This window comes from Arthrobacter sp. JUb119, assembly GCF_024807995.1.
Classification (GTDB): domain Bacteria; phylum Actinomycetota; class Actinomycetes; order Actinomycetales; family Micrococcaceae; genus Glutamicibacter.
In genome coordinates this window covers 1-23,239 of sequence record NZ_JANUFE010000005.1, presented here as the reverse complement: position 1 = coordinate 23,239, position 23,239 = coordinate 1, and the positions used below count along the sequence as shown (strand labels likewise).

The window sequence follows — 23,239 nt, the reverse complement described above, 5'->3', positions numbered from 1 at the left end:
GGGGCTCAACTTTTGGTGTTCATGGCGTTGCCTAGTAGTAAACCGCCAGCGGGCCATTGGGGCCCGGGATGACCTTTACCGGGGTTTCGAAGACCTTGGTCAACACCTCATCGCACATGATTTCATCAGGGGTGCCGAACTCGACGACCTTGCCCTGCTTCATTGCGCAGATGTAGTCGGCGTAGTGGCCGGCGAAATTGATGTCGTGCAGCACGATCACGATGGTGCGGTTCAGCTCGCGGGCAGCGCGCTGCAGGTGCTGCATCATCACTACCGAGTGCTTCATGTCCAGGTTGTTCAGCGGCTCATCGAGCAGCACGGTGTCGGTGTCCTGGGCCAGGACCATGGCCACGTAGGCGCGCTGGCGCTGGCCTCCGGAGAGCTCATCGAGGTAGCGGCTTTCCAATTCGCCCAGGTCCAGGAAGTCGATGGAGCGCGAGATGATCTCTTCATCGGCCTGGGTCAACCGGCCCTTGGAGTGCGGGTAGCGGCCGAAGCCCACCAGCTGGCGCACGGTCAGGCGGGTCACGAAGTGGTTTTCCTGGCGCAGGATCGAGACGATCTTGGCCAGATCCTTCGAGTTGGTCTTGGATACGTCGTAGCCGGAGACCTCGATGGAACCCTGGTCGATGCCCAGCAGGCGCCCGACCATGGTGAGCATGGTGGACTTGCCGGCGCCGTTCGGGCCTACCAGGGCGGTGATGCCGCCGGTGGGGATTTCCAAGCTGACCGGGCCGATGGAGACCGTGGAGCTGTACTTCTTGCTGACGGAATTGAGGGTAATCACAGCCGGCCCTTTCGCAGGATGAAGATCAGGAATGTAATGCCGCCGACGGCTTCGATGATGATGCCGACCACGCCTTCTGCGTAGAAGATGTTCTTCATGACGAAGTAGGCGCCGGCCAGGACCACGAAGCCGATGAGGAAGGACATCGGGTAGATGTAGCGGTGGTCGTAGGTGTCCGCCAGCTGGTAGGCCAAGGTGGCCACCAGGAAGCCGAGGAAGGTCAGCGGGCCCACCAGTGCCGTGGTGACCGCCATGAGAATCGATACGAAGAATAAGGTCTTCATGACCTCGCGGCGGTGGTTGATCCCCAGGTTGATGGTGGTTTCCTTGCCCAAGGCCAGGATGTTCATCTTCTTCGAGGACAGCACCAGGTAGCCGCCGGCAATGGCCACCAGCGGGATGGCCACCGGCATGTAGCTCATGTCGGCGTTGGCCATCGAGCCGAACAGGCGTGCGGTGAGGACATCGAATTCGCTCGGGGTCAGCAGGCGCTGCATGAAGGTCGAGATCGAGCCCAGCCCGGTGCCGATGATGATGCCCACCAGCAGCATGATCTGGATGTTGCCCAGCTTGCCCGAAAGCAGCCAGCCGTACAGCGCCACCGAGAGGCCCACCATGATCGCCACTTGCAGGACGAACTGGCTGACACCGGTGAAGAAGGTCACCCCGGCAACGCCCAGCACGAAGATCGCACCGGTCTGCACCACCCGGTACAAGGCTTCGAAGCCCATGATCGACGGGGTGATGATGCGGTTGTTGGTCACCGTTTGGAAAGCCACCGTGGCGATGGACTGGCAGGCGGCCACGATCACCATGGTCAGGATGTTGCTGGCGCGCAGCTTGGCGATGATCCAGAATCCGTCGGAGCCAAATGGCATGGGGTTATCCCAGGCGAGCAAGCCGATCCCGAAGAACAGGGCCAGCCCGATCATGATGGACAGGGTGATCCAGTAGCGTTTGCGGACCTTCTTGGTGGGCAGCGGCCCGGCAGAACGGCCGGAGTGGTGGATGCCCAAAGCGGGGTGAGTCATGAGATTAGCCAACTTTACGCTGCCTCAGAAGCAGGAAGATGAAGACGGCCGCGCCGAGCACGCCCAGGATCAGGGAGACCGGGACCTCGAACGGCATGATGATGGTGCGGCCGATCAGGTCGCACACCGTGGTGATCGCGATGCCCAGCAGGCAGACCCAGGGCAGGTTGCTGCGCAGGTCGTCACCGCGGACCATCGAGACGATATTCGGCACGATCAGGCCGAGGAATGGCAGGTTGCCGATGACCACGGTGACCACGCCGGTAGCGACCGCGATCAGCGCGGTGCCCAGCAGCATCACCTGGCGGTAATTCAGCCCGACGTTGGTGGCGATTTCCTCGCCGAGCCCTGCTACGGTGAAGCGGTCGGCCACGATGTAGATGGCAATGGCGACGATGGCCACGATCCACAGCACCTCGTACTGCCCGCGGATCACAGAGGTGAAGGAACCCGCCAGCCAGATGCCCATGGACTGCAGCTTGTCGGTGGACAGCGCGAAGAAGGTGGAGAAGGCGCCGACCACGGAACCGAGCATGATGCCCACGATCGGCACGGTCAGCGAGGCCTTGAGCGAAATGCGCTGCAAGAACAGGAAGAAGATCATGGTGCCGATGAAGGCGAAGACAATCGCGACGCTCATCTTGGCCAGCAGCGACGCGCTGGGGAAGAGCACCAGCATGGTCAGTAGGCCCAGGCCCGCCCATTCGGTGGTGCCGGTGGTGGTCGGCTCCACGAAACGGTTCTGGGTCAGCAGCTGCATCACCAATCCGCTCATGGCCATGGCCGCTCCGGCCAGTACCAGCGCAAGGGTGCGCGGAATGCGGGTGACGGCGAACATCATGGCGCCGTCGTCCATGCCGAAGATGTCGTAGACGCCGGTGAACAGGGAGAACGCCAGCAGCACCAGTACTGCGAGGATGCCCAATGCGAGTTTTCCGGAAAGGGCCTTGCTCTTGGTCCGGGCCGGGGAGGTCGTGCTTGTCATTATGCCGCCGTGGAAATAAGTGGTGGGAAAACAGCTCTAGTGGCGAAGCCGGAATTCGGCTTCGCCACTAGCTGGCTGGGGTGTCCGGAATGCTACTTGGCAGCTTCCAGCGCGTCAGCGAAAGTATTCAGGAACTCGGTGTAGGTCTGGATGCTCTCGTTGGTGTAGGTGTCAGCAGGCATGACGACAACCTGGGATTCCTTCGAGGCGGTGACATTCTGCAGCGCCTCGGACTTCTCCAGCAGGTCCTTTGCCGGCTGGTAGTCCGCACCGTCGGCTTCAACCGCTGCGTCGCGGTCCATGACGATGATCCAGTCCGGGTTGGACTTGGCGATGGCTTCGACCGAAACGTCGTCGCCCTCGTGGTCGGTGGAGGATTCGTCGAGCTTCAGCGCCGGGGTCAGGCCCAGGAAGTCGAACATCGGGCCGACGGTGCGGCCGGTGGTAGGAGCCGAGTAGCCCAGCTCGCCGCCCGAGGCGATCAGGCCCATGACGGTCTGGTCCTTGTCGTAGGCATCGGTGACGCGCTTCTCGGCGGCTTCGAAGTCCTCAACGAGCTTTTTGGCCTCGGCCTGCTTGCCGAAGATCTCGCCCAGGGTGGTGACCTGGCGTTCCAGCTCAGCGTCAAATGGCTCGCCTTCGCGTGGGTCCAGCGAAATGATGGCGGCTTCCGGAGCCAGTTCCTTGAACTTCGCGGCGTGCTGGGTGTAGCGCTGGCCGTTGATGATCAGGTCAGGGTCGACGGTGACCACCGATTCCAGGTTCGGTTCCTTGTGGCTGCCCAAGTCCAGGATGTTCTCGTCCTTGGTGTAGGAGATGGTATCCGGCATCAGCGAGACAGCGCCTGCGGTGAGCTTGATGCCCCAGGAATCCAGGGTCTCGAAGGTGCGGTTATCCGTGGCAACGACCGACTGCGCAGGGGACTTGACGGTCTTCTCGCCTTCGTTGTCCGTAACGGTGACAGTCTTGGTGTCGCCGGCCTTGGCCTCAGCAGCCGTATCGGTTGCGGAACCGCAAGCGGTCAGGGACAGTGCGGCGATGCTCAGCAGAGCAGTGGCGCGAAGCTTAATCGAGGCCATGTTTTCCTTCTTCGGACAGCAACCGGCGTTGGTTGCGCTATTGAGTGATCTGATAATTAGCTTAGCCTTATCTGAGCGAATTAAGCCAAACGTCTCTTGTGTTAGCTAAGTCACCCAAATGCGCGAATTTAAGGCCGGAACCGTCCGCAAATGCGGCTCTTGCTGAGGCTTGCCCCAGCTGACTGGGCTATTTCAGGGAGAAATAACGATCATCGGCCTTGTTTAATTAGTGTCCGGAGGCATGGAGGAAGCTGCGTCAGACAGCGTAATGAATTGCACCTCCAGCTCATTGCATGAGCCGAGCCATGGCGCAGATGCTGCCATTGATGCCCGTTTTGCGCGCCGGTATCAGGCTGCCGGGTAGGTGATCCGCGACTGCTGGCCGATCACCGCGCCCGGGCCCAGCTCGGCGGGTTTGGCCGGATGCCCATCGATGATGTGGAATACCTCGGCACCGCGGGCCAGCCGGTGATCGGCAATGATCCTGCGATGGCAACGCCACCATACGGCTTCGGCGCACATGATCGCGGTCTTCTGGCCGGTGGCCCGCGCCTGCAGCCGCGGGAGCGCCTGCAGGAAATCTTCCCCGAGGGCATGATCGGCGTAATTAGGGAAGCTGCGGTTCGTCCACCATGCAGTGACTGCGAAATCGACGCTGCGGCTCACAGGACGCCTGCCGGCCAGCGCTTCCCCGCGGTGCAGGCTGATTCCCGCCGTGCGCAAGGAGGCTTCCAAGGCATCCGCATTGAACTGCGGGAATTTGCGGGAGCCGGCCAGTTTGCGGACATCCACAACATTCGTGATTCCGTACTGCGTTAGCAGTGCGAGGAACTCCTCGATGGATCGTGCCGAATGTCCAATGGTGAAAATTCCGGCGGGCAAAATGCTGGCTCCTTGAGTGGGGAAGGGGCGGGGCTAATGCTGATCGTGCTTGGCGGAGCTGAGGACTAGTTGGAGCAGCTCTTCGACTTCGGCAGCACGGGACTGCCAGTAGCCGGTATCGAGCCCGAAGCCGAGCGTTGCTTCATCGGCGCGTTTCTTGAAATAGTCCCGGTGGTCCTCCAGCGCATTGGCCAGGTCCGCGAATTGGTCATTGCTCAGTTCCAAGTTCAAGGTTCTCTGCTTCATGAGCTTCATCCTGGGTCGAGTGCGAATTCTATGAACCCGAGCGTACGCCCATTGCCAACCGAAATGACCGCTATCAAGCTGGCACTCAGAAAGTCGTCGCCGAAGCTCGCCGGGAATAGGCTCGTGGCAGGCCTTGTTGTGCCGAATACGAGCATCGATCAGAAGGAGCAGTTCATGGCTGAAGAAAATCGAGTAGTTCTCATTGGCGGACATGGGAAGGTTGCCCTGCTGGCAGCGCCCAAGCTGGTTGGGCGCGGCTACGCGGTCAACTCGCTGATCCGCAACCCGGAGCATGCAGCCGACATCAGCGCCACGGGCGCCACCCCAGTAGTCATCGACATCGAAAGCGCTGGCGTGGATCAGTTGGCCCAGGCCTTTTCCGGTGCAAGCGCCATCGTCTTCTCCGCAGGTGCCGGTGGCGGCAACGAGCATCGCACCCGCGCCGTGGACTATGATGCCGCGGTGCGTTCCATGCAGGCTGCCAAGCAGGCCGGCGTGGACCGCTTCGTGATGGTCTCCTACAGCCGCGCCCTGGTGGATGTGGACAGCCTGGATCCGGCCAACTCGTTCTACACCTATGCCAAGGCCAAGCACGACGCCGACGCGTACTTGCGCGGCACGGAGCTGGACTACACGATCCTGGGCCCGGGGGCGCTGACCCTGGAACCGGCCAGCCAGCGCGTGGTGCTGGCTGACAAGGCAGGCAAGGTGAACGGAGCAGACGTTGAAGGCGAGGCATCGCAGACCTCGCGCGAGAACGTCGCCGAAATGATCACCCATGTGGTGGCCAATAATGCAGCACGCCGCTCCACCGTGAACTTCTACAACGGCAACATGCCGATCGTGGAAGCGATCGTCTAGGAATGCGCAGCCGCAGCCCTGCCTCCGCAACGGGGGCAGGGCTGTTCTGCGTCTGCGGATGAAAGTTCTGCGGCTTCCACTGAGTGGATGCGGAGCCTTCTGCCTGCGGGCAAGCGGTGGGAGGACGCCAAGGAGCTTCTCGCGTTCCGGAGCAATTATGCGCACACCCTGTATTCGGTGTCCATGGCCCATCAGCTGCTGGGCCATCACCCGGAAGCCGGTGCCAATATCGTGCTGCTGGCCATGCTGCTGCACGATATCGGCTGGTCTGCCGTGGATCCGGCCCTCGTGCTGGGCGCTATCGCACCGGGTGCGGGCAATGCCGAAGGTGGGCCAGGTCCAGATCACCGACTGGGAGAAGGTCTATGCCGCGATCCCGCATCAGGATATCTTCACGGAGCGCAAGATCGACCGGCCCGGAGCCCTGGTTGTCGTCCGCCCGGACATGTATGTCGCCCAGGTCTTGCCGTTGACTGCCCGCGCGGAACTGGCCGAGTTCTTCTCGAAGAACATGGCATTGCCGAAGGTGCCTGAATTCTCCTAGGCCAATCCGGTCCTCGATGGAGAGCAGGGCAAGAAGAAAACCCCGGTGCCGAAGCACCGGGGTTTCCTTTTGTCATCACTCGCACCTTCATGAGGTACTTATAACTCTAGGACGGCTGACTGTGAGCGCGCTGGGCTGAGCCTGCCATTTGGCTTGGCATTCAGAGACCCGCCGGAACGACGGCCGCCGGAGTCATGGGAAAGCCGTTCACGGTCTTGGGCCGCGGGGGAGCGTAGGTGCGCACCTTGGAGGTGCTCAGCCCCATGCGGACCAGCGACTCCGCGATGGTCACCGCTGCGCGCACGCCATCAACAATTGGCACGCCGGTGGCCAGCCGCACCTGTTCCTCCAGCTCGGCCATGCCGCCGCAGCCCAGGCAGATCACTTCGGCCTTGTCGTGCTCCACTGCCTGGCGGGATTGCTCGACGATGGCCGCTACCGCGCGCTGCGGATCGGCTTCCAGTTCCAGCACGCCCAGCCCGCTGGCGCGCACCGAGGCGAGCCGGTCGGTCAGGCCGGCCAGTTTCAGCCGGTCCTCGATCAGCGGCACCGTGCGGTCCAGCGTGGTGACCACCGAATACTTGTGGCCGAGGAATTGCGCCGTGGAGGCGGCGGCTTCGGTAATGTCCACGACCGGGACATCCAGCAGTTCCTGCAGGCCCTCGCGGCCGTGCTCGCCGTAGCCTGCTTGGATGACCGCGTCGAATGGCTCGGTGTAGCGGACCACCTTGTCCATCACGGCGATGGCCGCCAGGTAGCTCTCGAAATTTCCTTCGCAGGAGTCAGCCCCGAAATCCGGGGTCAGCTCGATGATCTCGGTACCGGGCGAGGCGACCTGCCGGGCGGAATCCCCGATGGCGCGGGTCATGGATTGCGTGGTGTTGACGTTCAGGATCAGAATGCGCATGAGTTTTCCTAGTGGGTTGGTGCCACGGCGATCGGCTCGCCATCGATGTCTGCCAGATCGTGCTGGCGCTTGGCCAAGGCCAGGTAGGCCAGGGCACCGGCGCTCGAACCCAGGAACCAGGCAAACGGACCGACAATGTGCAGGGCAGGGACGAAGGCCAGCACCAGTGCGATCACCGAGCTGATCACCAGTGCGCCGACAGCCCGGTAGTTCACGCCGCGGGTGAAGTAGTAGGTGCCTTCGGCATCCGAGCGGTACAGGTCCATGACGTTGATCCGGGCTTTGCGGATCAGCCAGTAGTCGGCCATGATGATGCCGAACAGCGGGCCAAGCAGCGCGCCCAGGCCGCCCAGGAAGTAGTTGATGATCTCGGGGGAGTTGTACAAGTTCCAGGGCAGGATGACCAGGCCGATGACTCCGGAGATCAGTGCGGCGGTGCGGAAGTTCAGCTTCTTCGGGAGCAGGTTGGTCAATGCGTAGGTCGGTGCCACGAAATTGGCCATCAGGTTCACCGCGATGGTCAGCACCAGCAGGGCGGCGGAGGCCAGCAGCAGCAGCAAGGTGTTCGGGATCGCGCCGACAATATCCGACGGCGAGGTGATGACCTGGCCGTTGATGGAGAACTGCGTACCGGTCAGGACCACCACGATGGCGCCGAAGAACATCATGTTCAGCGGGATGCCGAAGAAGTTGCCCTTGACGATCGCCTTCTTGGAAGATGCGCCACGGGTGAAGTCGCAGAAGTTCAGGACGAAGGTGCCGTAGATCGAGACCCACAGCGCGGCCGCGCCGAACATCGCGGTCCACATCTCGATGCCGGTCTTCGATTCGCCGGTGCTCATCGAGACGTTGAAACCCGATTCGAAGAGCATCCAGATGGCCAGGCCCAGGAAGGTGGCCAGGATGACCGGGCCGGCGAACGCCTCGTACTTGCGGATCATCTCCATGCCGTAGCTGACGATGACCAGCTGCACCGCCCAGAGGGCGACGAAGCAGATCCAGCCCAGGGCGTTCAGTCCCAGGAAGCTGGTCTGCTCCAGGGCTGCGGACCCCGGGGCCACGGCAATCACCATGACGGCGAGGACCTGGGCGGCGAGGTAGGTCTGGATGCCGAACCAGGCAATGGCCACGGCTCCGCGCAGCAGCGCGGGAATCTGGGCGCCGTTGATGCCGAAGGCGATGCGGCTCATCACCGGGAAAGGGACACCGGTTTTCTCGCCCATGAACCCCGAGAAGTTCAGCAGCGCGAAGAGCAGGACCGCTCCGATGCCCAGCGCGCCGAGGATCTGCCAGCCACTCATGCCCAGCGCGAAGAGCCCGATGGCGAAGGTGTAGTTGCCCAGCGAGTGCACGTCGTTGGCCCACAGGGTGAAGATGCTGTAAGAGCTCCAGGTGCGTCCGGAGCGGGTGGTTGGTGCCAGGTCCTGGTTGTAGAGCGACGCGCTCAACTCGAAGGGATTGGCCCGGTCGATAGCGGGCCGGTTTTCCTGCGGTGCGGCCTCGGGCACCATTTCAGGGGTCTTTTGCGACATGATGGACATCCTTGTCAAAGGGTCATGCATCCGGGCAGGCGCATTCGGGCGCACTGCGGCAGGGGAAGATGACAGATCTGGGGAAGCGGAGCGTTCAGGGGAACGGCCCGTGCCTGCCTGCGGGGACGCAGGACAGGTAGGCGGGCCCGCTTACGGGTAGATCGGCTGTCCGAAATTAACGTAGAACTCGGCCGGCGAGCCGAGAAGCGGCATGGCCGGGCGCGGCGCAACGGCAAGCCGCTGTGCGCTGTGCGTGATGCACGGTGGAAAAAGCATGGCTGCTCCTGAGCTAGGAAGTCACTCCGAGATATGTGCCAGGTGAGTAACCACCACTGTATGCACTGGATCACATTCCCGCAATAGAAAATGATAATTTCACCAGATGGTATTTTGTCCGGATTCCGGAGCCTTTTATTCCGTTCCCGGAATCCACTGATGAGCCAGCTTTTATCAGGAGCGCACCGGGCGCCATTCCTGTCCTGATGCCACTGCAGCGCTCTTCTGCGCGGCTCTGCACGCATCGGCACTTCGTCCCAAAACCTTCTTGACAGTGATTGGCGTCTCGTCCTAGAGTTTTCATAAAGCAAAAGCTAACTTCCATAAAGCGGAATCTTTGGAAGGTGTTCTTGAAGGGAAATCCAGTGTCCTACACTCTGAACTGCTCGATCCTCCTCACCGAGTTGCCGCTGCTGCAGCGCGCGGATGCCGCCAAGCAGGCGGGTTTCGACAGCGTCGAATTCTGGTGGCCATTTGGCGAAGCCGCCCCCTCCGGCAAGCAGGTCGACGAATTTCTCGCCTCGCTGGCCAACGCCGGCGTCCAGCTGGACGGGCTGAACTTCTTCGCCGGAGATATGCCGGCAGGCGACCGCGGACTGGTTTCATGGCTGGGGCGCGAGTCCGAATTCAAGGACAACATCGACGCGGTAGTAGCGATCGCCGAAGCTACCAGCTGCAAGGCCTTCAACGCCCTGTATGGCAACCGCATCGAGGGCGCCGACCCGGCGGCCCAGGATGCGCTGGCCTTGGAGAACCTGGTGGCCGCGGCCCAGGGCGTGGCCAAGGTCGGCGGCACTGTGCTGATCGAGCCGGTCTCCGGCACGGAAGCCTACCCGCTGAAAACTGCGGCCCAGGCGCTTGCGGTCGTCGAGGCTGTCAAGGCCCAGGGCGAAGGGAACATCGCGCTGCTGGCCGACTTCTACCACCTGTCAGTCAACGGCGATGACGTCGCCGCCGTCATTGAAGCGCATGCCAAGGACTTCGGCCATATCCAGATCGCCGATGCGCCGGGCCGCGGAGCTCCGGGCACCGGGGACCTGCCGCTGCAGGACTGGATCAAGCGCTCGCGCGAGTTGGGCTACACCGGCAACGTCGCCCTGGAGTACAAGCAGGAAGCGGCCACCGCCTTCGACTGGCTCCAGAGCGCCAGCAGCAGCGCCGCAGTCTAGAGAACACCTTTTCGCACAAGAATTTTTGGAGAATCACATGTCGCAGAACATCGCCTTCATCGGACTGGGCATCATGGGCCTGCCGATGGCCAAGAACCTGGTCAACGCCGGCTATCACGTCACCGGCTACAACCGCAGCGACAAGGCCGGCAATGAGCTGGCCGCCGCTGGCGGAACCAAGGCCGCTTCCATCGCGCAAGCCGTGGCCAATGCGGACGTGGTCATCACCATGGTCCCGGATTCCCCGGATGTCCAGGCCGTCACCCTCGGCGCAGAGGGCGTCCTCGCCAACGCGAAGGCCGGAGCGCTGTGGATCGACAACTCCTCGATCCGTCCCGACGTGGCCGTCGAGCTTGCGGCCGCGGCCCGCGACGCCGGACTGCGCCCGCTCGATGCCCCGGTCTCCGGCGGCGAGGCCGGCGCCATCGAGGGCGTGCTGTCCATTATGGCCGGCGGCGAGCCAGCTGACTTCGAGGCGGCCAAGCCGGTGCTCGAAGCCGTGGGCAAGACCATCGTGCTGGTGGGTCCTTCGGGCTCCGGGCAGACCGTCAAGGCGGCCAACCAGCTGATCGTCGCGGCCAATATCCAGGCCCTGTCCGAAGCGGTACTCTTCCTCGAAGCCTATGGCGTGGACACCGACGCGGCCATCAAGGTCCTCGGCGGCGGCCTGGCCGGCTCCAAGGTGCTTGACCAGAAGGCCCAGAAGATCCTGGACCGCGAATTCGCCCCGGGCTTCCGCTTGGCCCTGCACAACAAGGACATGGGCATCGTGACCTCCGCAGCCCGCGAAGCCGGTGTCGTGCTGCCACTGGGCGCACTGGTCGCCCAGCTGGTCACCTCCACCGTGGCTTCCGGCGACGGGGCGCTGGATCATTCGGGCCTCTTCCGCGGGGTGCAGCGCCTGGCCGGCAAAATCGAGGCCCCGGTCCCGGCCTAGCGCCGCTAAATCTTCCTACGGCGGGGACAACTAGGTAACCCGCTTCTTCAGCTAGCGGCCGCGCAATACCGGCTACGCTCCGGTGCCGCCGGGCCCCTGGTACACGGCAGGGGCCCGACGCACCGTATCCGCTGCGCAATGGGCTTTGTTCCAGTTCATCGCCGCTAGCTGGTGCTCAAGGAAGCGGCGTTGTGGTGACTCATGCACCTTGGCTTCCCGCCGTAGGTATCCTTCTTTTCTTCTTCTCGTTCCAAAGGACGTATTCCCATGCCTAAGATGCGCGCAATCGACGCCGTCGTCCAGATCCTGGCCAAGGAGGGCGCCACCGAGGCGTTCGGCCTGCCAGGAGCCGCGATCAACCCGCTGTACTCGGCCATGAAGGCCCACGGCGGCATCCGCCACACCCTGCACCGCCACGTCGAGGGTGCCAGCCACGCCGCCGACGGCTACTCGCGGGCCACCGGCAAGATCGGCCTGTGCCTGGGCACCTCCGGCCCTGCCGGCACCGACATGATCACCGGCCTGTACGCCGCGATCGCCGACTCCATCCCGATGCTGTGCATCACCGGGCAGGCCCCGACCAATGTGCTGCACAAGGAGGACTTCCAGGCCGTGGACATCGAGTCCATCGCCAAGCCGGTGACCAAGTACGCCTCGACCGTGCTGGAGCCGGGACTGGTTCCGGGCACCTTCGCCAAGGCCTTCCAGATCATGCGCTCGGGCCGCCCGGGCCCGGCCCTGATCGACCTGCCGATCAACGTGCAGATGGCCGAAATCGACTTCGACATCGATGCCTACGAGCCGTTGCCGGTCCAGAAGCCGAAGGCCACGCGCGGCCAGGCCGAGAAGATCGTGGACCTGCTGCTCTCCGGAAGCAAGCCGATCATCATCGCCGGCGGCGGCGTGATCAACGCCAACGCCAGCGCGCAGCTGGTCGAACTCGCCGAGGAACTGGACATCCCGGTCTCCCCGACCCTGATGGGCTGGGGCGCCATCCCGGATGACCACCGCCTGCAGTCGGGCATGGTCGGCATCCAGACGCACACCAAGTACGGCAACCAGACCTTCCTGGAATCGGATATGGTGCTGGGCCTGGGCAACCGCTGGGCCAACCGCCACACCGGGGATCTGGCCACCTACCGCGCCGGACGCAAATTCATCCACGTGGATATCGAAGGCACGCAGATCGGCCGGGTGTTCTCCCCGGACCTGGGAATCACCTCGGATGCCGGCGCCGCCATCGAGGCCATCCTGGAAGTCGTGCGCGAGCGTAAGGCCGCCGGCACCCTGCCGGACTACTCGGCCTGGGCCAACGAGGCCACCGCCCGCAAGTCCACCGGGCACCGCAAGACCAACTTCGAGAACGTGCCGATCAAGCCGCAGCGCGTCTACCAGGAAATGAACGCCGCCTTCGGCCAGGACACTACCTACGTGTCCACCATCGGGCTCAGCCAGATCGCCGGCGCGCAGATGCTGCATGTCTACAAGCCGCGCAACTGGATCAACGCCGGACAGGCCGGCCCGCTGGGCTGGACCGGACCGGCCGCCCTGGGCGTCGTGCGCGGCAAGCCGGGGGAAAAGGTCGTGGCCCTCTCCGGAGACTACGATTTCCAGTTCATGATCGAGGAGCTGGCCGTCGGCGCCCAGTTCAAGCTGCCGTACGTGCACGTGGTGGTCAACAACTCCTACCTCGGACTGATCCGCCAATCGCAGCGCGCCTTCGAGATGGATTACCACGTGTCCCTGGGCTTCGATAACATCAACTCCCCGGAAACCAACGGCTACGGCGTGGACCATGTGAAGGTCGCCGAGGGCCTGGGCTGCAAGGCCGTGCGCGTCGAGGATCCGAGCCAGCTGGCTGCCGGATTCGCGCAGGCCAATGCGCTGGCCGAAGAGCACCAGGTGCCGGTTGTGGTGGAAGTGATCCTGGAAAAGGTCACCAACATCGCCATGGGCGCGCAGCTGGATGCAGTCAATGAATTCGAAGACCTGGCTTTGGACGCCGCCGATGCACCAACCGCGTTGGTGCCGATGGCTGCCTCGGCCACCGTGGGTGCGTGAAAGGGCAGTCGTCGCTGACCTGCAACCCGCAAAGTTTGGCGCGGGGCACCGGTTCACCAATACGGGTGTGCCCCGCGCCACAACAACCTAGACTTGGCATAGAGCTGCCGAGCCCCAAGAACACCTAGCAATTAACGAGTAGGAACACCTCATGAGCATCAACGAAGCTGTTGGCCGCACATCGTCCCCCACCGCCACCGGAACCACCTATGACCTGGTGCTGCGCGGCCAGCAAGTGCTGACCGCGCAGGGCATTGGCCCGCGCGAGATCGGCGTGCGCGACGGAAAGATCGTCGCCGTGCAGGAATTGGGTGCCGGACTGGCCGCAGAGCGCGTCATCGAGGTGGCCTCCGACGAGGTCCTGCTGCCCGGACTCGTTGATACCCATGTGCACGTGAACGAGCCAGGACGCACCGAATGGGAAGGGTTCGAGTCGGCGACCAAGGCCGCCGCTGCCGGCGGGGTGACCACCATCGTGGACATGCCGCTGAACTCCATCCCGCCCACGGTGAACCTCGAAGCGCTGGAAATCAAGCGCGCGGCCGCTTCCAAGAACGCCTATGTCAACGTCGGATTCTGGGGCGGTGCCATCCCGGGCAACAAGAAGGATCTGCGCGAGCTGCACGAAGCTGGAGTCTTCGGCTTCAAATGCTTCCTGCTGCATTCTGGAGTCGACGAGTTCCCGTCCCTGAGTGTAGGCGAGATGGAAGAGGACATGGCCGAACTGGCCTCCTTCGACTCGCTGATGATCGTGCACGCCGAGGACTCCGATATCATCGGCAACTCCCCGCAGCCGGTGGGCGGCAAGTACGCCGGCTTCCTGGACTCGCGCCCGCGCGATGCCGAGAACACCGCCATCGCGCAGGTGATCGAGCGTGCCCGCACCACCGGAGTGCGCGCCCACGTGCTGCACCTGTCCAGCTCGGATGCGCTCCAGATGATCCGCGAAGCGAAGGCCGAGGGCGTGCTGCTCACCGTGGAAACCTGCCCGCACTACCTGACCTTGCTGGCCGAGGAAATCCCCGACGGCGCCACAGCCTTCAAATGCTGCCCTCCGATCCGCGAGAATGACAACCGCGAGCTGCTGTGGAAGGGCCTGGAGGAAGGCATCATCGACTGCGTCGTTTCGGACCATTCCCCATCCACCATTGACCTCAAGGATGTGGAGAACGGCGACTTCGGCGTGGCTTGGGGCGGGGTGGCGTCGCTGCAGCTGGGGCTGCCGCTGATCTGGAGCGAGGCGAAGAAGCGCGGACTGAAGCTGGAACAGGTCGTGCAGTGGATGGGCCTGAATCCCGCGAAGCTTGCCGGACTGGGCGCCAAGGGCAGCATCGAGGTAGGCAAGGACGCGGACTTCGCGGTCTTCGCTCCGGAGGACACCTTCGAGGTGGATGTCCAGAAGCTGCACCACAAGAACCCGATTTCCCCGTACCAGGGCAAGACCCTGAACGGCGTAGTCCGCCGGTCCATCATTGCCGGGACCGACGTGGACTTCCAGAATCCAACGGGTCAGCTGATCCGCCGCGAGAGCTAGGAACCGGTACCTCGCAGAGCCCCTGTCCGCAGGACGGGGGCTCTGCCGCGCCGTGGGCAATGATAGCCCCGGCGTGCTTTGGCTACCGCAGATTCGCAGCGTATTCACCGGTGGTACGCAGGCTATTTCCCTGGCGCATAACAAACAGGTATCGATTGGATGTGGCGTTAAAGGATTGGGCTGCCCAGCTCATAGACTGTCAGCACTATGGGGATAGAGCAGCCGTCACTCTGAATACAGGAAATGGGTATGAACGCGATTACTGCTGCTTCGATTATGAGCAAAGAAGTCGACGATCTGGCGTTGGGCGAAGTGGTCCAGGTGTCGCTGGTCTTCGGCGCAATCCTCATGGCTGTGCTCCTTGCCTTCGGGCTCAAGACCTATGCCCATTGGCGCCGGCATGCCAACGGTTCTCCAGCTGATCAGCGTCCGGCCGAGCGTGATGAGGCTCCGAGTCCAGCAAGCGGTACCCGTCAACTCCCAGCACCGCGGATTGAAGTGCTTTCGGCGCTCGGGGACCTGCGCCGGACCGGGGCCTTGAACCGCGGTTTAGAGGACAGCAGATGAGGTAGCCTTCGGAACCGACTGTTGACCCGACTGAGCCAGTTGACCCGACTGAGCCGACTGTGGATCCTACGGAACTTACTGAATCCGATGAAGCCGAGGAAGATCTCGTTCAGAAGGCAGCTCCGGCTGAAGGCTCAGCCGAAGCTCCGCCGCCATCTGAAAAGGATGACAAGCTTGCGGACACAGGTTTCACTGCGATGTACGTGTTGATCGCTGGACTCCTTTTGGCAGCTGCTGGTGTGCTGATTTCTCGGCGCAGCAACCGCCGACATGGCTAAAGCCTAGGATTCGAATGAGGCTGTGAACTGTTCGCGGAGCAGGCTCTTGCGATCGTCGTAGGACCGATCGTCTAGGCTCTTGCAGATAGTTCGCGCATACGCCCGACTGGAATTAATTTTCCGGTCGGGCGTTTTGCGTATCTGGACGATGTGCAAAAAACGGGCAGCTGTTTCAGACCGTCCTGAGCTTGACTCAACCGGCCGGATTATTTGGTGCGTTGCTGATGGCCTCTCCGCCCGGTGTTCTCATCTGAACTTCGCCGGTCTGGTTCCCTCCGCACTGTGAACCTGCAGCGATGAGTCACCAGAATCTAGGACCTCGGTTGAAACCATTAGTGAGCTAACAGTTGTAGCTCTCACTGCCATCGGTATTGCTTGCTCGCCGACACGCAGTTTCGGATTTCCTGCGAAAGTGCCGTCACGAAGTGAACCCAGGCGCCCTCTAACTCTATGGATCCATCGAATGGACACTCGTTGATGGCATGAAAGCATGCGCTTTAGGAATCTCCCAGCAATCCGGGCGCAGCATGGGGATGCGGCTTTCTTCGCTATCAGGAGGACCAGAGCCAAGAACGCAAAGGATCCGCTTCTGAACGCTCCATAGAAAGAGAACGTCATGAGTATGTCACTCGCAATCTTCGGCATTGTGGCCTCTATAACCGCGATCTTCAGTGCATTGAGCCGGCGGGGACGACGATGGCTGGTGCGTGACTTTACGCACTACAAGACCATCCTTGTTGCTTGGATTGCTGGCAACTTGGTGTTCGTAGCCGCGGCCTGCTGGCATCTTCTCTTCCAAGGGCAGTCGGACATCGGGGCAGTCGTGGCCATAATGATGGCCATCTCATTGTTGATTTTCTGCCTGTCCATGTTGACGCTGCAACGAAGGCCTCAGAACAACACCCGTCCGAGACGCTTCCTGGCAGTCGGAGCACATCCTGATGATGTCGAGCTGGCTTGCGGTGCGACCATCGCGAAATTGGTGGATGCCGGCCATGATGTTCGTATCGTGGTCATGTCGCAGGGTGAAAGTGGCGGACATGCTCCTCGCAGGATTCAAGAAGCCCGACGCGGAGCCGGTTACCTGGGTGCCCAGTCCCATACGGTGCGGTCCTTTTGCGATACGCGGCTGTCGGAGAATTCCAACCTGATGGTTGCAGCGATCGAGGAGGAAATCGCTGCTTTCGGACCGGATGTCGTGCTGACTCATTCTGCTACTGATATCCACCAAGACCATGAGGCGGTGCACCGTGCAGTAATGCGCGCCGGGAGGCGACTGCCCTCCATACTCTGCTTCGAGAGCCCCTCGGTGGGCAATGATTTCTCTCCAAGCTTCTTCGTTGACGTCGAGAACTACACCGACGTCAAGGTCGAAGCCATCAAGCTACATGCCGATCAGCGGAACAAGCCCTATATGACCCGTGCGCGGATCGAGTCCATGGCTACTTTCCGTGGCAACCAGGTCAAGCAGCAGCGGGCCGAAGGATTTGAAGTAATGCGCCTCGTATCAACCACAGTGGGAGATTTCTAATGAAGATCCTAGTCACCGGGGTCGGAGGTCCAGCAGGAAGCTCGCTTGCGCGCCAGCTGCACGCGCGAGGACATAGCGTCATCGGCGCTGACATGGTGCCAACAACTGATCCGTTGCTCGACGCCTTCCACCAGGTTCCAGCAGCCAGTCACCAGCAGTACCCCACTCGGCTTCAAGAGATTGTTCTCCAGCACTCAGCTGAACTGGTTATCCCGACCGTCAGCGAAGAACTCCCGGTGCTTTCGGCAGAGAGCATCCGAGAGCTGCTGGAATCGGCCGGAGCCCGATTATTGATTTCCTCGAAAGAATCCGTGCTGATCAGCGACGACAAGTACTACACGATGCTGACTTTGCGAGGGGACAACGTGCCCGTCCCCGACTTTGCCCGGATCAACGCTGCCAGTGGCGAAGCCTTGGCGCAGTTCAGCCCGGAAGAGCAGATCATCATCAAGCCACGCGTATCACGCGGAGGACGGGGTGTCCGCTTGGCTACGGCAGGAGACCTCAGGGCAGGCCGCGTACCGGCTGGTACGCGGGATCTTGTGCAGCGCTTTGCCCCCGGACGCGAATTCGCGCCGATGATCTTCAGGAACCCTGATTCCGGGGAGCTCGAGGTCTGCGTGGTGGTGGAGAAGACCGAGCTGCGCGAGGGACTCGTGGGCAACGCAGTGTCGGTGCGCCGCTGCGAGTCGAATGATCCAATCGCCGCTCATGTTGCGTGGGTGGCCAAGAATGCAGTGCAGTCGCTGGAGCTGGTCGGGCCGGTAGACATGGACGTGCGCCTGGGTGGCGATGGGCAACCGGTGGTGCTCGAGGTCAATGCCCGTTTTGGAGCCAATAGCCAGTCCGCGCCGGAACTGCTGGATGCTGCATTGCGCTTGCTCGGGGTGGCGTCCACAGCGCAAGTTGGCTGTGCATGAGTTCGGCACTCGTTCTTGGCTACTACACACTGACCGCAGTCATCCTTTCCGTCGGCGTGCTCAAGCTGGGGTTGATCCCCTTGTCGTTGCTTTTCGAATGCCGCCGGGGTCTGCTTTTCACCCGGTACGGGAAGCTGTCGTCATTGCCTCCTGGCATCCCGGCAAACGCTATTCTGCGGCCCCGCCGTCGAACCCGGGCGTCGAGGCATTTCGGGCAGATCCCGGACTACAGGGTATCGGTAATCATCCCGGCCTATAACGAGGAAGTGGTATTGCGCGCCTGCGTTGAATCAATTGTCCGCAGCAAGGGAAACCTCGCTGAAGTGGTGATTGTCGATGACGGATCCACTGATGGCACCGCACGGCTGATGCATGAGCTGGCTCAGGAACATCGCCTGGTGCAGGCCATCAGCCAGGAGAACGCAGGCAAAGGCGCGGCACTTAATCGTGGGATTGCCCTCGCGACTGGAGAGATACTGGTTTTTGTCGATGCCGACGGAATTTTTTCGCCGGTGACTATTCCGTGGTTGCTCACCGGATTCCGCGATGTGAAGGTGGGCGCGGTTTGCGGTGATGACCGGCCTGTAAACCTGGACAGGGTGCTGACCAAGATGCTTTCGGTCCTTTCGCATCTGGGAACGGGAGTTGTTCGGCGGGCGCTGTCCCTGATTCATTGCTTGCCGGTGGTTTCCGGGAATATAGGTGCATTCCGTGCTGATCTGGTCAGGGATCTTGGCGGGTTCCGCACCGATACGGTTGGAGAGGACTTGGAATTGACCTGGCGCTTCTACGGTGCCGGATATCGTGTGGCTTTTGAACCACGCGCGATTGTCTTGGCGGAGTCGCCTTCTACGCTGCAGGCGCTGTGGAAGCAACGAGTCCGCTGGGCACGGGGCCTGCTGCAATCGACCAAGATACATTGGCGGATGCACGGCAACCCCCGGTTCGGGCCGTTCGGAGTGTTCCTGCTGTTCAATTTTCTCACGATGGTGGTGGTGCCACTGGCTCAGATCCTGGTGCTTGCAGGATTGCTCTATTTCATCCCGGCCGGGCTGGTTACCTTCGGCGGCGAAGAAGAAGCAACCTTAATTGGTCGCACCGCGATGGTGGTCGGTTGGATTGGCATCGGAATCACGCTGGCTTCGGTGGTTCTTGGCATTGCGTTGAACACTGCATGGAGGGATTTGGCGAACCTGTGGACCCTTCCGCTATGGCCGTTCTATGCCACGGGGATGGGGCTCACCATGCTCGCAGCGGTAGCGTTTGAGATCCGCGGGAGGCCCGCCAAATGGAACAAGCTGCAAAGAACCGGTGTCATTTCCAGCGGTGAGTTCTCTGCCATTCTTGGAAGCGGATCATGAGCGCGGCCAAGATGCAGCGTCAACGCCGGAAACTGGCAATGGCAGCCATAGCGGGCTTGGTGACTTTTCTTTTGTTGGCGGCTGCTTGCTACATGACCGGATTCCCCACTTCTGCAGCGTATCAACCGACCCCCACGCCGGACCCCACGGTGGTTGCGCCGATGCCTCCGCAGCATGCCTGCCAAGATTCCCCTCGCGCAGAGGGCACCAGTTCCCCAGGAGACAACCTCGGCATGCGCCACTCCAAGACAGACACCCAACTTCCCCGATTTTCCAGAGTTGTGAACGTCGGCTTTGAAGATATTACCGCCGAAGATCCTGCCCGTATCCCGGAAATTGCCCGTCGATTAAATTCGGTCAGGGCGACAGGAGTATCGCTCTCCATTGGACGTCTCGACTGGGTGGCTTTCCCCTGGCCAGCCCAACGCGATGTCGAATCCAGCGAAGTCACGCAAACCGGGCGGGACTATGTTGCTGAAGCGATTAGTGCCTTCCGCTGCGATGAGCAGGGTAGACCTCGAACAATCTACTTGAATATCGATACGTTGCTGGGCAGAGAGCTGGAGCGCCGTCCATCGCTAGCAGGAATCAACTCCGAGGGGCATCCTTCCAAGAACTGGGCAAGTATCTCGGCGTGGAAAGAGGATGGACTTGATACCAGGCTTGTCGAGCTGGTTAGTGAAGCCGTTCGGCGCTATGCACCCGATGGCATCAACGTCACGGAGCTGATGTTTCCCAGCTACACGTTCGGCGAGGATGACTTGGAGAATTTTGCGAAGTCCAGCGAGCTCCCTGATTGGCCGAGGTCTGCTGACGGAACGATTGATTCCACGTCAGAGCAAATCTACCTATGGCGGTCAAACGCAGTCACCTCGATCATGAAGAAAGTGGCTGGAAGTCTGGACGAAACCGGTCCGGTGCTCACCATGGATGTGCGATCACCTGCCAACGGAGATCCAAGGGGACGCCCTGATTCCGGCCAAGACTACGGGCAGCTTCTGAACGTGGTTGACCGCCTGAACATCTGGAATTTTCGGGGCATCGCATCGTCCAATCGGGTTTCGACAGACGAATTGGTACAGCGGTACATGAAGCAGGAACCTGAAAAGTATTCCTTGGAAATCGGGCTTTGGGAAGGCGCAGGCTCCATGGACAGCAGTTCCGTGAGCAAGGAACTGCTGAATGCTGAGGACCATTCATTGCTGCATGTCTCCGTTACCCCCACTTCGTTAATGGACGACAGCATATGGTCCGCATTGGAGGGTGCTTGGAGCCAGGTTCCTGCTACTCGCCCGGATGCGGACTAATCGCGGAATCTATGCGAATTCCGGCTCGAAGAAAAAATTTCAGATTAATCCGGATTCTTGCGTCATGATTCCCTTTTCCGCGTATCTAAGTGATGTACGCGCTGAACTGGGCAACAAGGAATTATGAGGTTTCGAGACGTCCAGTTGTCTTATGGGGAAGATGCTGACGGGTGGGCGAATTGCAAGCTTGGGGGATGGAGCTCGCCCACCTTTCAGGATTTTCGAACCCATTTCATAGAGATATTGGAAAAATCCTGATAGGTTCTAAAGGATGAAAATGCCGTCCAAAGTCGGGCGGCATCGTCGACGGGGCATTGGTTGCCGTTTGCCGGCTCCGGGGATTGGGGAATCCTTGGGGCGATCGGCGGCGGGTACCGGCGCTGTCGCGTGAAACGTTATGGGGACGTAATGACAATAGATTCTGGGGCACGCTTTGCTGACGTCAGCGATGCAGATTTAATTCGTGGCGTTAGGAACGGAAGCAGCGAGGCCCAGGACCACCTGTATCGACGGCACAGGCAAGTGGCGCTGAACGTAGCGTTTAGGCATACGAACTCTCCTTCCGATGCCGAGGATGTCGTCTCCGAAGCTTTCCTGCGGGTCTTCCGTATCATCGAACGTGGGGCAGGACCTGATGAGTTCTTCCGCGCCTATTTACTGACTGCGGTATCGCGCGAAGCCTTTTCCAGGAACAAATCAGCCTCAAAGCAGATTACCGTCGAAGACGTCCAGGACTTCCTGCCAGGCGATGCGCACGCGGACGAGGCGATGGAACGCCATGAATCCACCTTTGCCATCCTCGCGTTCAAGGCCTTGACCGAGCGCTGGAAGACGGTCCTGTGGCTCACCGAAGTAGAGGAACTGCCGCCGAGAGACGTTGCGCCAATGCTCGGCATGACACCCAATGCGGTTTCCGCATTGGCGGTACGCGCGCGAGAGGGACTGCGCGAAGCCTACTTGGCTGCGCATATGAATGGCCAGTCAGGGTTGCCCGCAAGTTGTTCCGATATTCGTGAACATCTGCCGGCCTTTATCCGCGGAACGCTGGGGAGCCGGAACGAGCGTGGAGTCAAGGCGCACTTGAAGTCGTGCGCGAATTGCGCAGTAGTGTTCGGGGAATTGGACGAAATCGGTGCTACTTTGCGTGCTTTCGTCCTTCCTCTGGTCGTTGGAGGGATTACTGCGCTGGGGATTCCTGCCTCGGGAGGTATTGCAGGAATGGGAGCTTCGGCAGCCACGGCAACGGCTGCTGGTGGAGCTACTGCCGGGACAGCAGCTTCTGTTGCTTCGGGGGCCGGTGTGAGTATTGCAGGAGGTAGTAGCCTGGCCGTTACTTTAGGCGTTGGCTTGGTGGGTGTCGCCGTAACAGCGTCCGCCATCGGTCTGATACCGATACTGATCGTGCATGATGAAAGAGAAAGGGCCGCACCCGAAAGCGCAGTCCAGCCCCAGCTGGAAGGAGTCGAAGCCCCGATGGTTGGGGCCGAGCCATCTGCCGTCATGGGCCGTGCCATGTTCTTGCGGGACCTGACTGGGCGAACCGTTCCTGATGCGAAAGACGAATTAGAATTCACAAACCAAGTGGAATCGCCATTCACGAGGCCGTTTTACCCGCTGTCACATGTGCCAGCGGCAAGACCGTCGCCTGAAGCGACCTCTGAATCTACTTTTGAGCCGACTGCGGAGCCAACGGTGGAGCCTTCAATCGAGCCGACTCCTGAACCGACTCCGGAACCGACTCCGGAATCAACAGTGGAACCGACTGCGGAACCAACGGTGGAGCCTTCAGTCGAGCCGACTCCTGAATCAACCCCGGAACCAACCCCGGAGCCAACTCCTGAACCGACTCCGGAGCCGACTCCGGAACCAACGGTGGAGCCTTCAGTCGAGCCGACTCCTGAACCAACTCCGGAACCAACCCCGGAACCGACTCCGGAACCAACGGTGGAGCCTACAGTCGAGCCGACTCCTGAACCAACCCCGGAACCAACCCCGGAGCCGACTTCGGAACCAACGGTGGAGCCTTCAGTCGAGCCGACTCCTGAACCAACCCCGGAACCAACCCCGGAGCCAACTCCGGAACCAACGGTGGAGCCTACAGTCGAGCCGACTCCTGAACCGACTCCGGAGCCGACTCCGGAACCAACGGTGGAGCCTTCAGCCGAGCCGACTCCTGAATCAACCCCGGAACCAACCCCGGCGGAGCCGACTCCTGAATCAACCCCGGAACCGACTCCGGAGCCGACTTCGGAACCAACGGTGGAGCCTACAGTCGAGCCGACTCCTGAACCAACTCCGGAACCAACCCCGGAGCCGACTCCGGAACCAACGGTGGAGCCTACAGTCGAGCCGACTCCTGAACCAACCCCGGAACCGACTCCTGAACCAACCCCGGAACCGACTCCTGAACCAACCCCGGAACCGACTCCTGAACCAACCCCGGA

21 protein-coding genes and 1 pseudogene are annotated in these 23,239 nt (G+C 61.4%); 13 read left to right on the top strand and 9 right to left on the bottom strand.

Going from position 1 to position 23,239, the window contains the following annotated elements; translation table 11 throughout:
• Positions 1–31 precede the first annotated feature (31 nt).
• The 6 genes from M2368_RS13275 to M2368_RS13250 all read right to left on the bottom strand — a co-directional run bounded on the left by M2368_RS13275 (position 32) and on the right by M2368_RS13250 (position 5,010).
• Positions 32–787, bottom strand: a complete 756-nt coding sequence (locus M2368_RS13275) for an iron ABC transporter ATP-binding protein (protein WP_105656411.1) — start codon at positions 785–787, stop codon at positions 32–34.
• Positions 784–1,818: an iron chelate uptake ABC transporter family permease subunit gene (locus M2368_RS13270; protein ID WP_332488727.1), complete on the bottom strand. Its 1,035-nt coding sequence runs from the start codon at positions 1,816–1,818 to the stop codon at positions 784–786. The genes M2368_RS13275 and M2368_RS13270 overlap by 4 nt, the downstream gene beginning before the upstream one ends.
• A 4-nt stretch (positions 1,819–1,822) precedes the next feature.
• A complete protein-coding gene (locus tag M2368_RS13265) occupies positions 1,823–2,803 on the bottom strand; it encodes an ABC transporter permease (RefSeq protein WP_181148775.1) in 981 nt (326 codons plus the stop codon).
• A 92-nt stretch (positions 2,804–2,895) separates the two neighbouring features.
• Complete coding sequence (locus M2368_RS13260) at positions 2,896–3,882, bottom strand: siderophore ABC transporter substrate-binding protein (protein ID WP_498724570.1); 987 nt, start codon at positions 3,880–3,882, stop codon at positions 2,896–2,898.
• Between the two features lie 348 nt (positions 3,883–4,230).
• Positions 4,231–4,764, bottom strand: coding sequence for a DUF488 domain-containing protein (locus M2368_RS13255; RefSeq protein WP_400341688.1), 534 nt, complete (start codon positions 4,762–4,764; stop codon positions 4,231–4,233).
• A 33-nt stretch (positions 4,765–4,797) separates the two neighbouring features.
• A complete protein-coding gene (locus M2368_RS13250) occupies positions 4,798–5,010 on the bottom strand; it encodes a hypothetical protein (RefSeq protein WP_105656406.1) in 213 nt (70 codons plus the stop codon).
• Positions 5,011–5,184: 174 nt separating this feature from the next.
• Here M2368_RS13250 and M2368_RS13245 point away from each other — a divergent pair, with 174 nt between their 5' ends.
• Both M2368_RS13245 and M2368_RS13240 read left to right on the top strand, forming a co-directional pair.
• Positions 5,185–5,871, top strand: a complete 687-nt coding sequence (locus M2368_RS13245; protein ID WP_498724569.1) for an SDR family oxidoreductase — start codon at positions 5,185–5,187, stop codon at positions 5,869–5,871.
• Positions 5,872–6,190: 319 nt separating this feature from the next.
• Complete coding sequence (locus tag M2368_RS13240) at positions 6,191–6,415, top strand: hypothetical protein (RefSeq protein ID WP_332499272.1); 225 nt, start codon at positions 6,191–6,193, stop codon at positions 6,413–6,415.
• 160 nt (positions 6,416–6,575) lie between these two features.
• Here M2368_RS13240 and M2368_RS13235 read toward each other — a convergent pair whose 3' ends face one another.
• Both M2368_RS13235 and M2368_RS13230 read right to left on the bottom strand, forming a co-directional pair.
• Positions 6,576–7,322 carry an aspartate/glutamate racemase family protein gene (locus M2368_RS13235; RefSeq protein ID WP_498724568.1) on the bottom strand — a complete coding sequence of 249 codons (747 nt, stop codon included), beginning with the start codon at positions 7,320–7,322 and terminating at the stop codon, positions 6,576–6,578.
• Positions 7,323–7,330: 8 nt separating this feature from the next.
• Positions 7,331–8,854, bottom strand: a complete 1,524-nt coding sequence (locus M2368_RS13230; RefSeq protein ID WP_286172183.1) for an NCS1 family nucleobase:cation symporter-1 — start codon at positions 8,852–8,854, stop codon at positions 7,331–7,333.
• 641 nt (positions 8,855–9,495) lie between these two features.
• On the opposite strand from M2368_RS13230, the gene M2368_RS13225 reads away from it, so the two are divergent.
• The 11 genes and pseudogenes from M2368_RS13225 to M2368_RS13175 form a co-directional block, all read left to right on the top strand.
• Positions 9,496–10,299, top strand: a complete 804-nt coding sequence (locus tag M2368_RS13225) for a hydroxypyruvate isomerase family protein (RefSeq protein WP_133833928.1) — start codon at positions 9,496–9,498, stop codon at positions 10,297–10,299.
• Between the two features lie 25 nt (positions 10,300–10,324).
• A complete protein-coding gene (locus M2368_RS13220) occupies positions 10,325–11,236 on the top strand; it encodes a 2-hydroxy-3-oxopropionate reductase (RefSeq protein WP_332731243.1) in 912 nt (303 codons plus the stop codon).
• A gap of 267 nt (positions 11,237–11,503) precedes the next feature.
• Positions 11,504–13,297: a glyoxylate carboligase gene (gene gcl / locus M2368_RS13215; protein WP_133833930.1), complete on the top strand. Its 1,794-nt coding sequence runs from the start codon at positions 11,504–11,506 to the stop codon at positions 13,295–13,297.
• 151 nt (positions 13,298–13,448) lie between these two features.
• Complete coding sequence (allB, locus tag M2368_RS13210) at positions 13,449–14,831, top strand: allantoinase AllB (RefSeq protein ID WP_133833931.1); 1,383 nt, start codon at positions 13,449–13,451, stop codon at positions 14,829–14,831.
• Positions 14,832–15,080: 249 nt separating this feature from the next.
• A complete protein-coding gene (locus tag M2368_RS13205) occupies positions 15,081–15,398 on the top strand; it encodes a hypothetical protein (RefSeq protein WP_133833932.1) in 318 nt (105 codons plus the stop codon).
• Between the two features lie 59 nt (positions 15,399–15,457).
• On the top strand, positions 15,458–15,676 hold the full coding sequence (locus tag M2368_RS13200; RefSeq protein ID WP_133833933.1) for an LPXTG cell wall anchor domain-containing protein: 219 nt from the start codon (positions 15,458–15,460) through the stop codon (positions 15,674–15,676).
• Between the two features lie 616 nt (positions 15,677–16,292).
• Positions 16,293–17,207 (top strand): PIG-L deacetylase family protein, encoded by a 915-nt coding sequence (locus tag M2368_RS13195; protein ID WP_133833934.1) that lies wholly within the window; start codon positions 16,293–16,295, stop codon positions 17,205–17,207.
• Positions 17,207–18,127, top strand: coding sequence for an ATP-grasp domain-containing protein (locus tag M2368_RS13190; protein ID WP_498724567.1), 921 nt, complete (start codon positions 17,207–17,209; stop codon positions 18,125–18,127). The genes M2368_RS13195 and M2368_RS13190 overlap by 1 nt, the downstream gene beginning before the upstream one ends.
• Positions 18,124–19,488 (top strand): glycosyltransferase family 2 protein, encoded by a 1,365-nt coding sequence (locus tag M2368_RS13185; RefSeq protein ID WP_498724566.1) that lies wholly within the window; start codon positions 18,124–18,126, stop codon positions 19,486–19,488. The genes M2368_RS13190 and M2368_RS13185 overlap by 4 nt, the downstream gene beginning before the upstream one ends.
• Positions 19,485–20,795, top strand: a complete 1,311-nt coding sequence (locus tag M2368_RS13180) for a hypothetical protein (RefSeq protein WP_498724565.1) — start codon at positions 19,485–19,487, stop codon at positions 20,793–20,795. The genes M2368_RS13185 and M2368_RS13180 overlap by 4 nt, the downstream gene beginning before the upstream one ends.
• Positions 20,796–21,203: 408 nt before the next feature.
• Positions 21,204–21,887 (top strand): annotated as a pseudogene (locus tag M2368_RS13175) (sigma-70 family RNA polymerase sigma factor); the annotation flags it as partial.
• A gap of 515 nt (positions 21,888–22,402) precedes the next feature.
• On the opposite strand, the gene M2368_RS13170 reads toward M2368_RS13175, so the two are convergent.
• Positions 22,403–23,239: hypothetical protein (locus M2368_RS13170; protein WP_498724626.1), on the bottom strand; the 837-nt coding region annotated here is incomplete at its 5' end.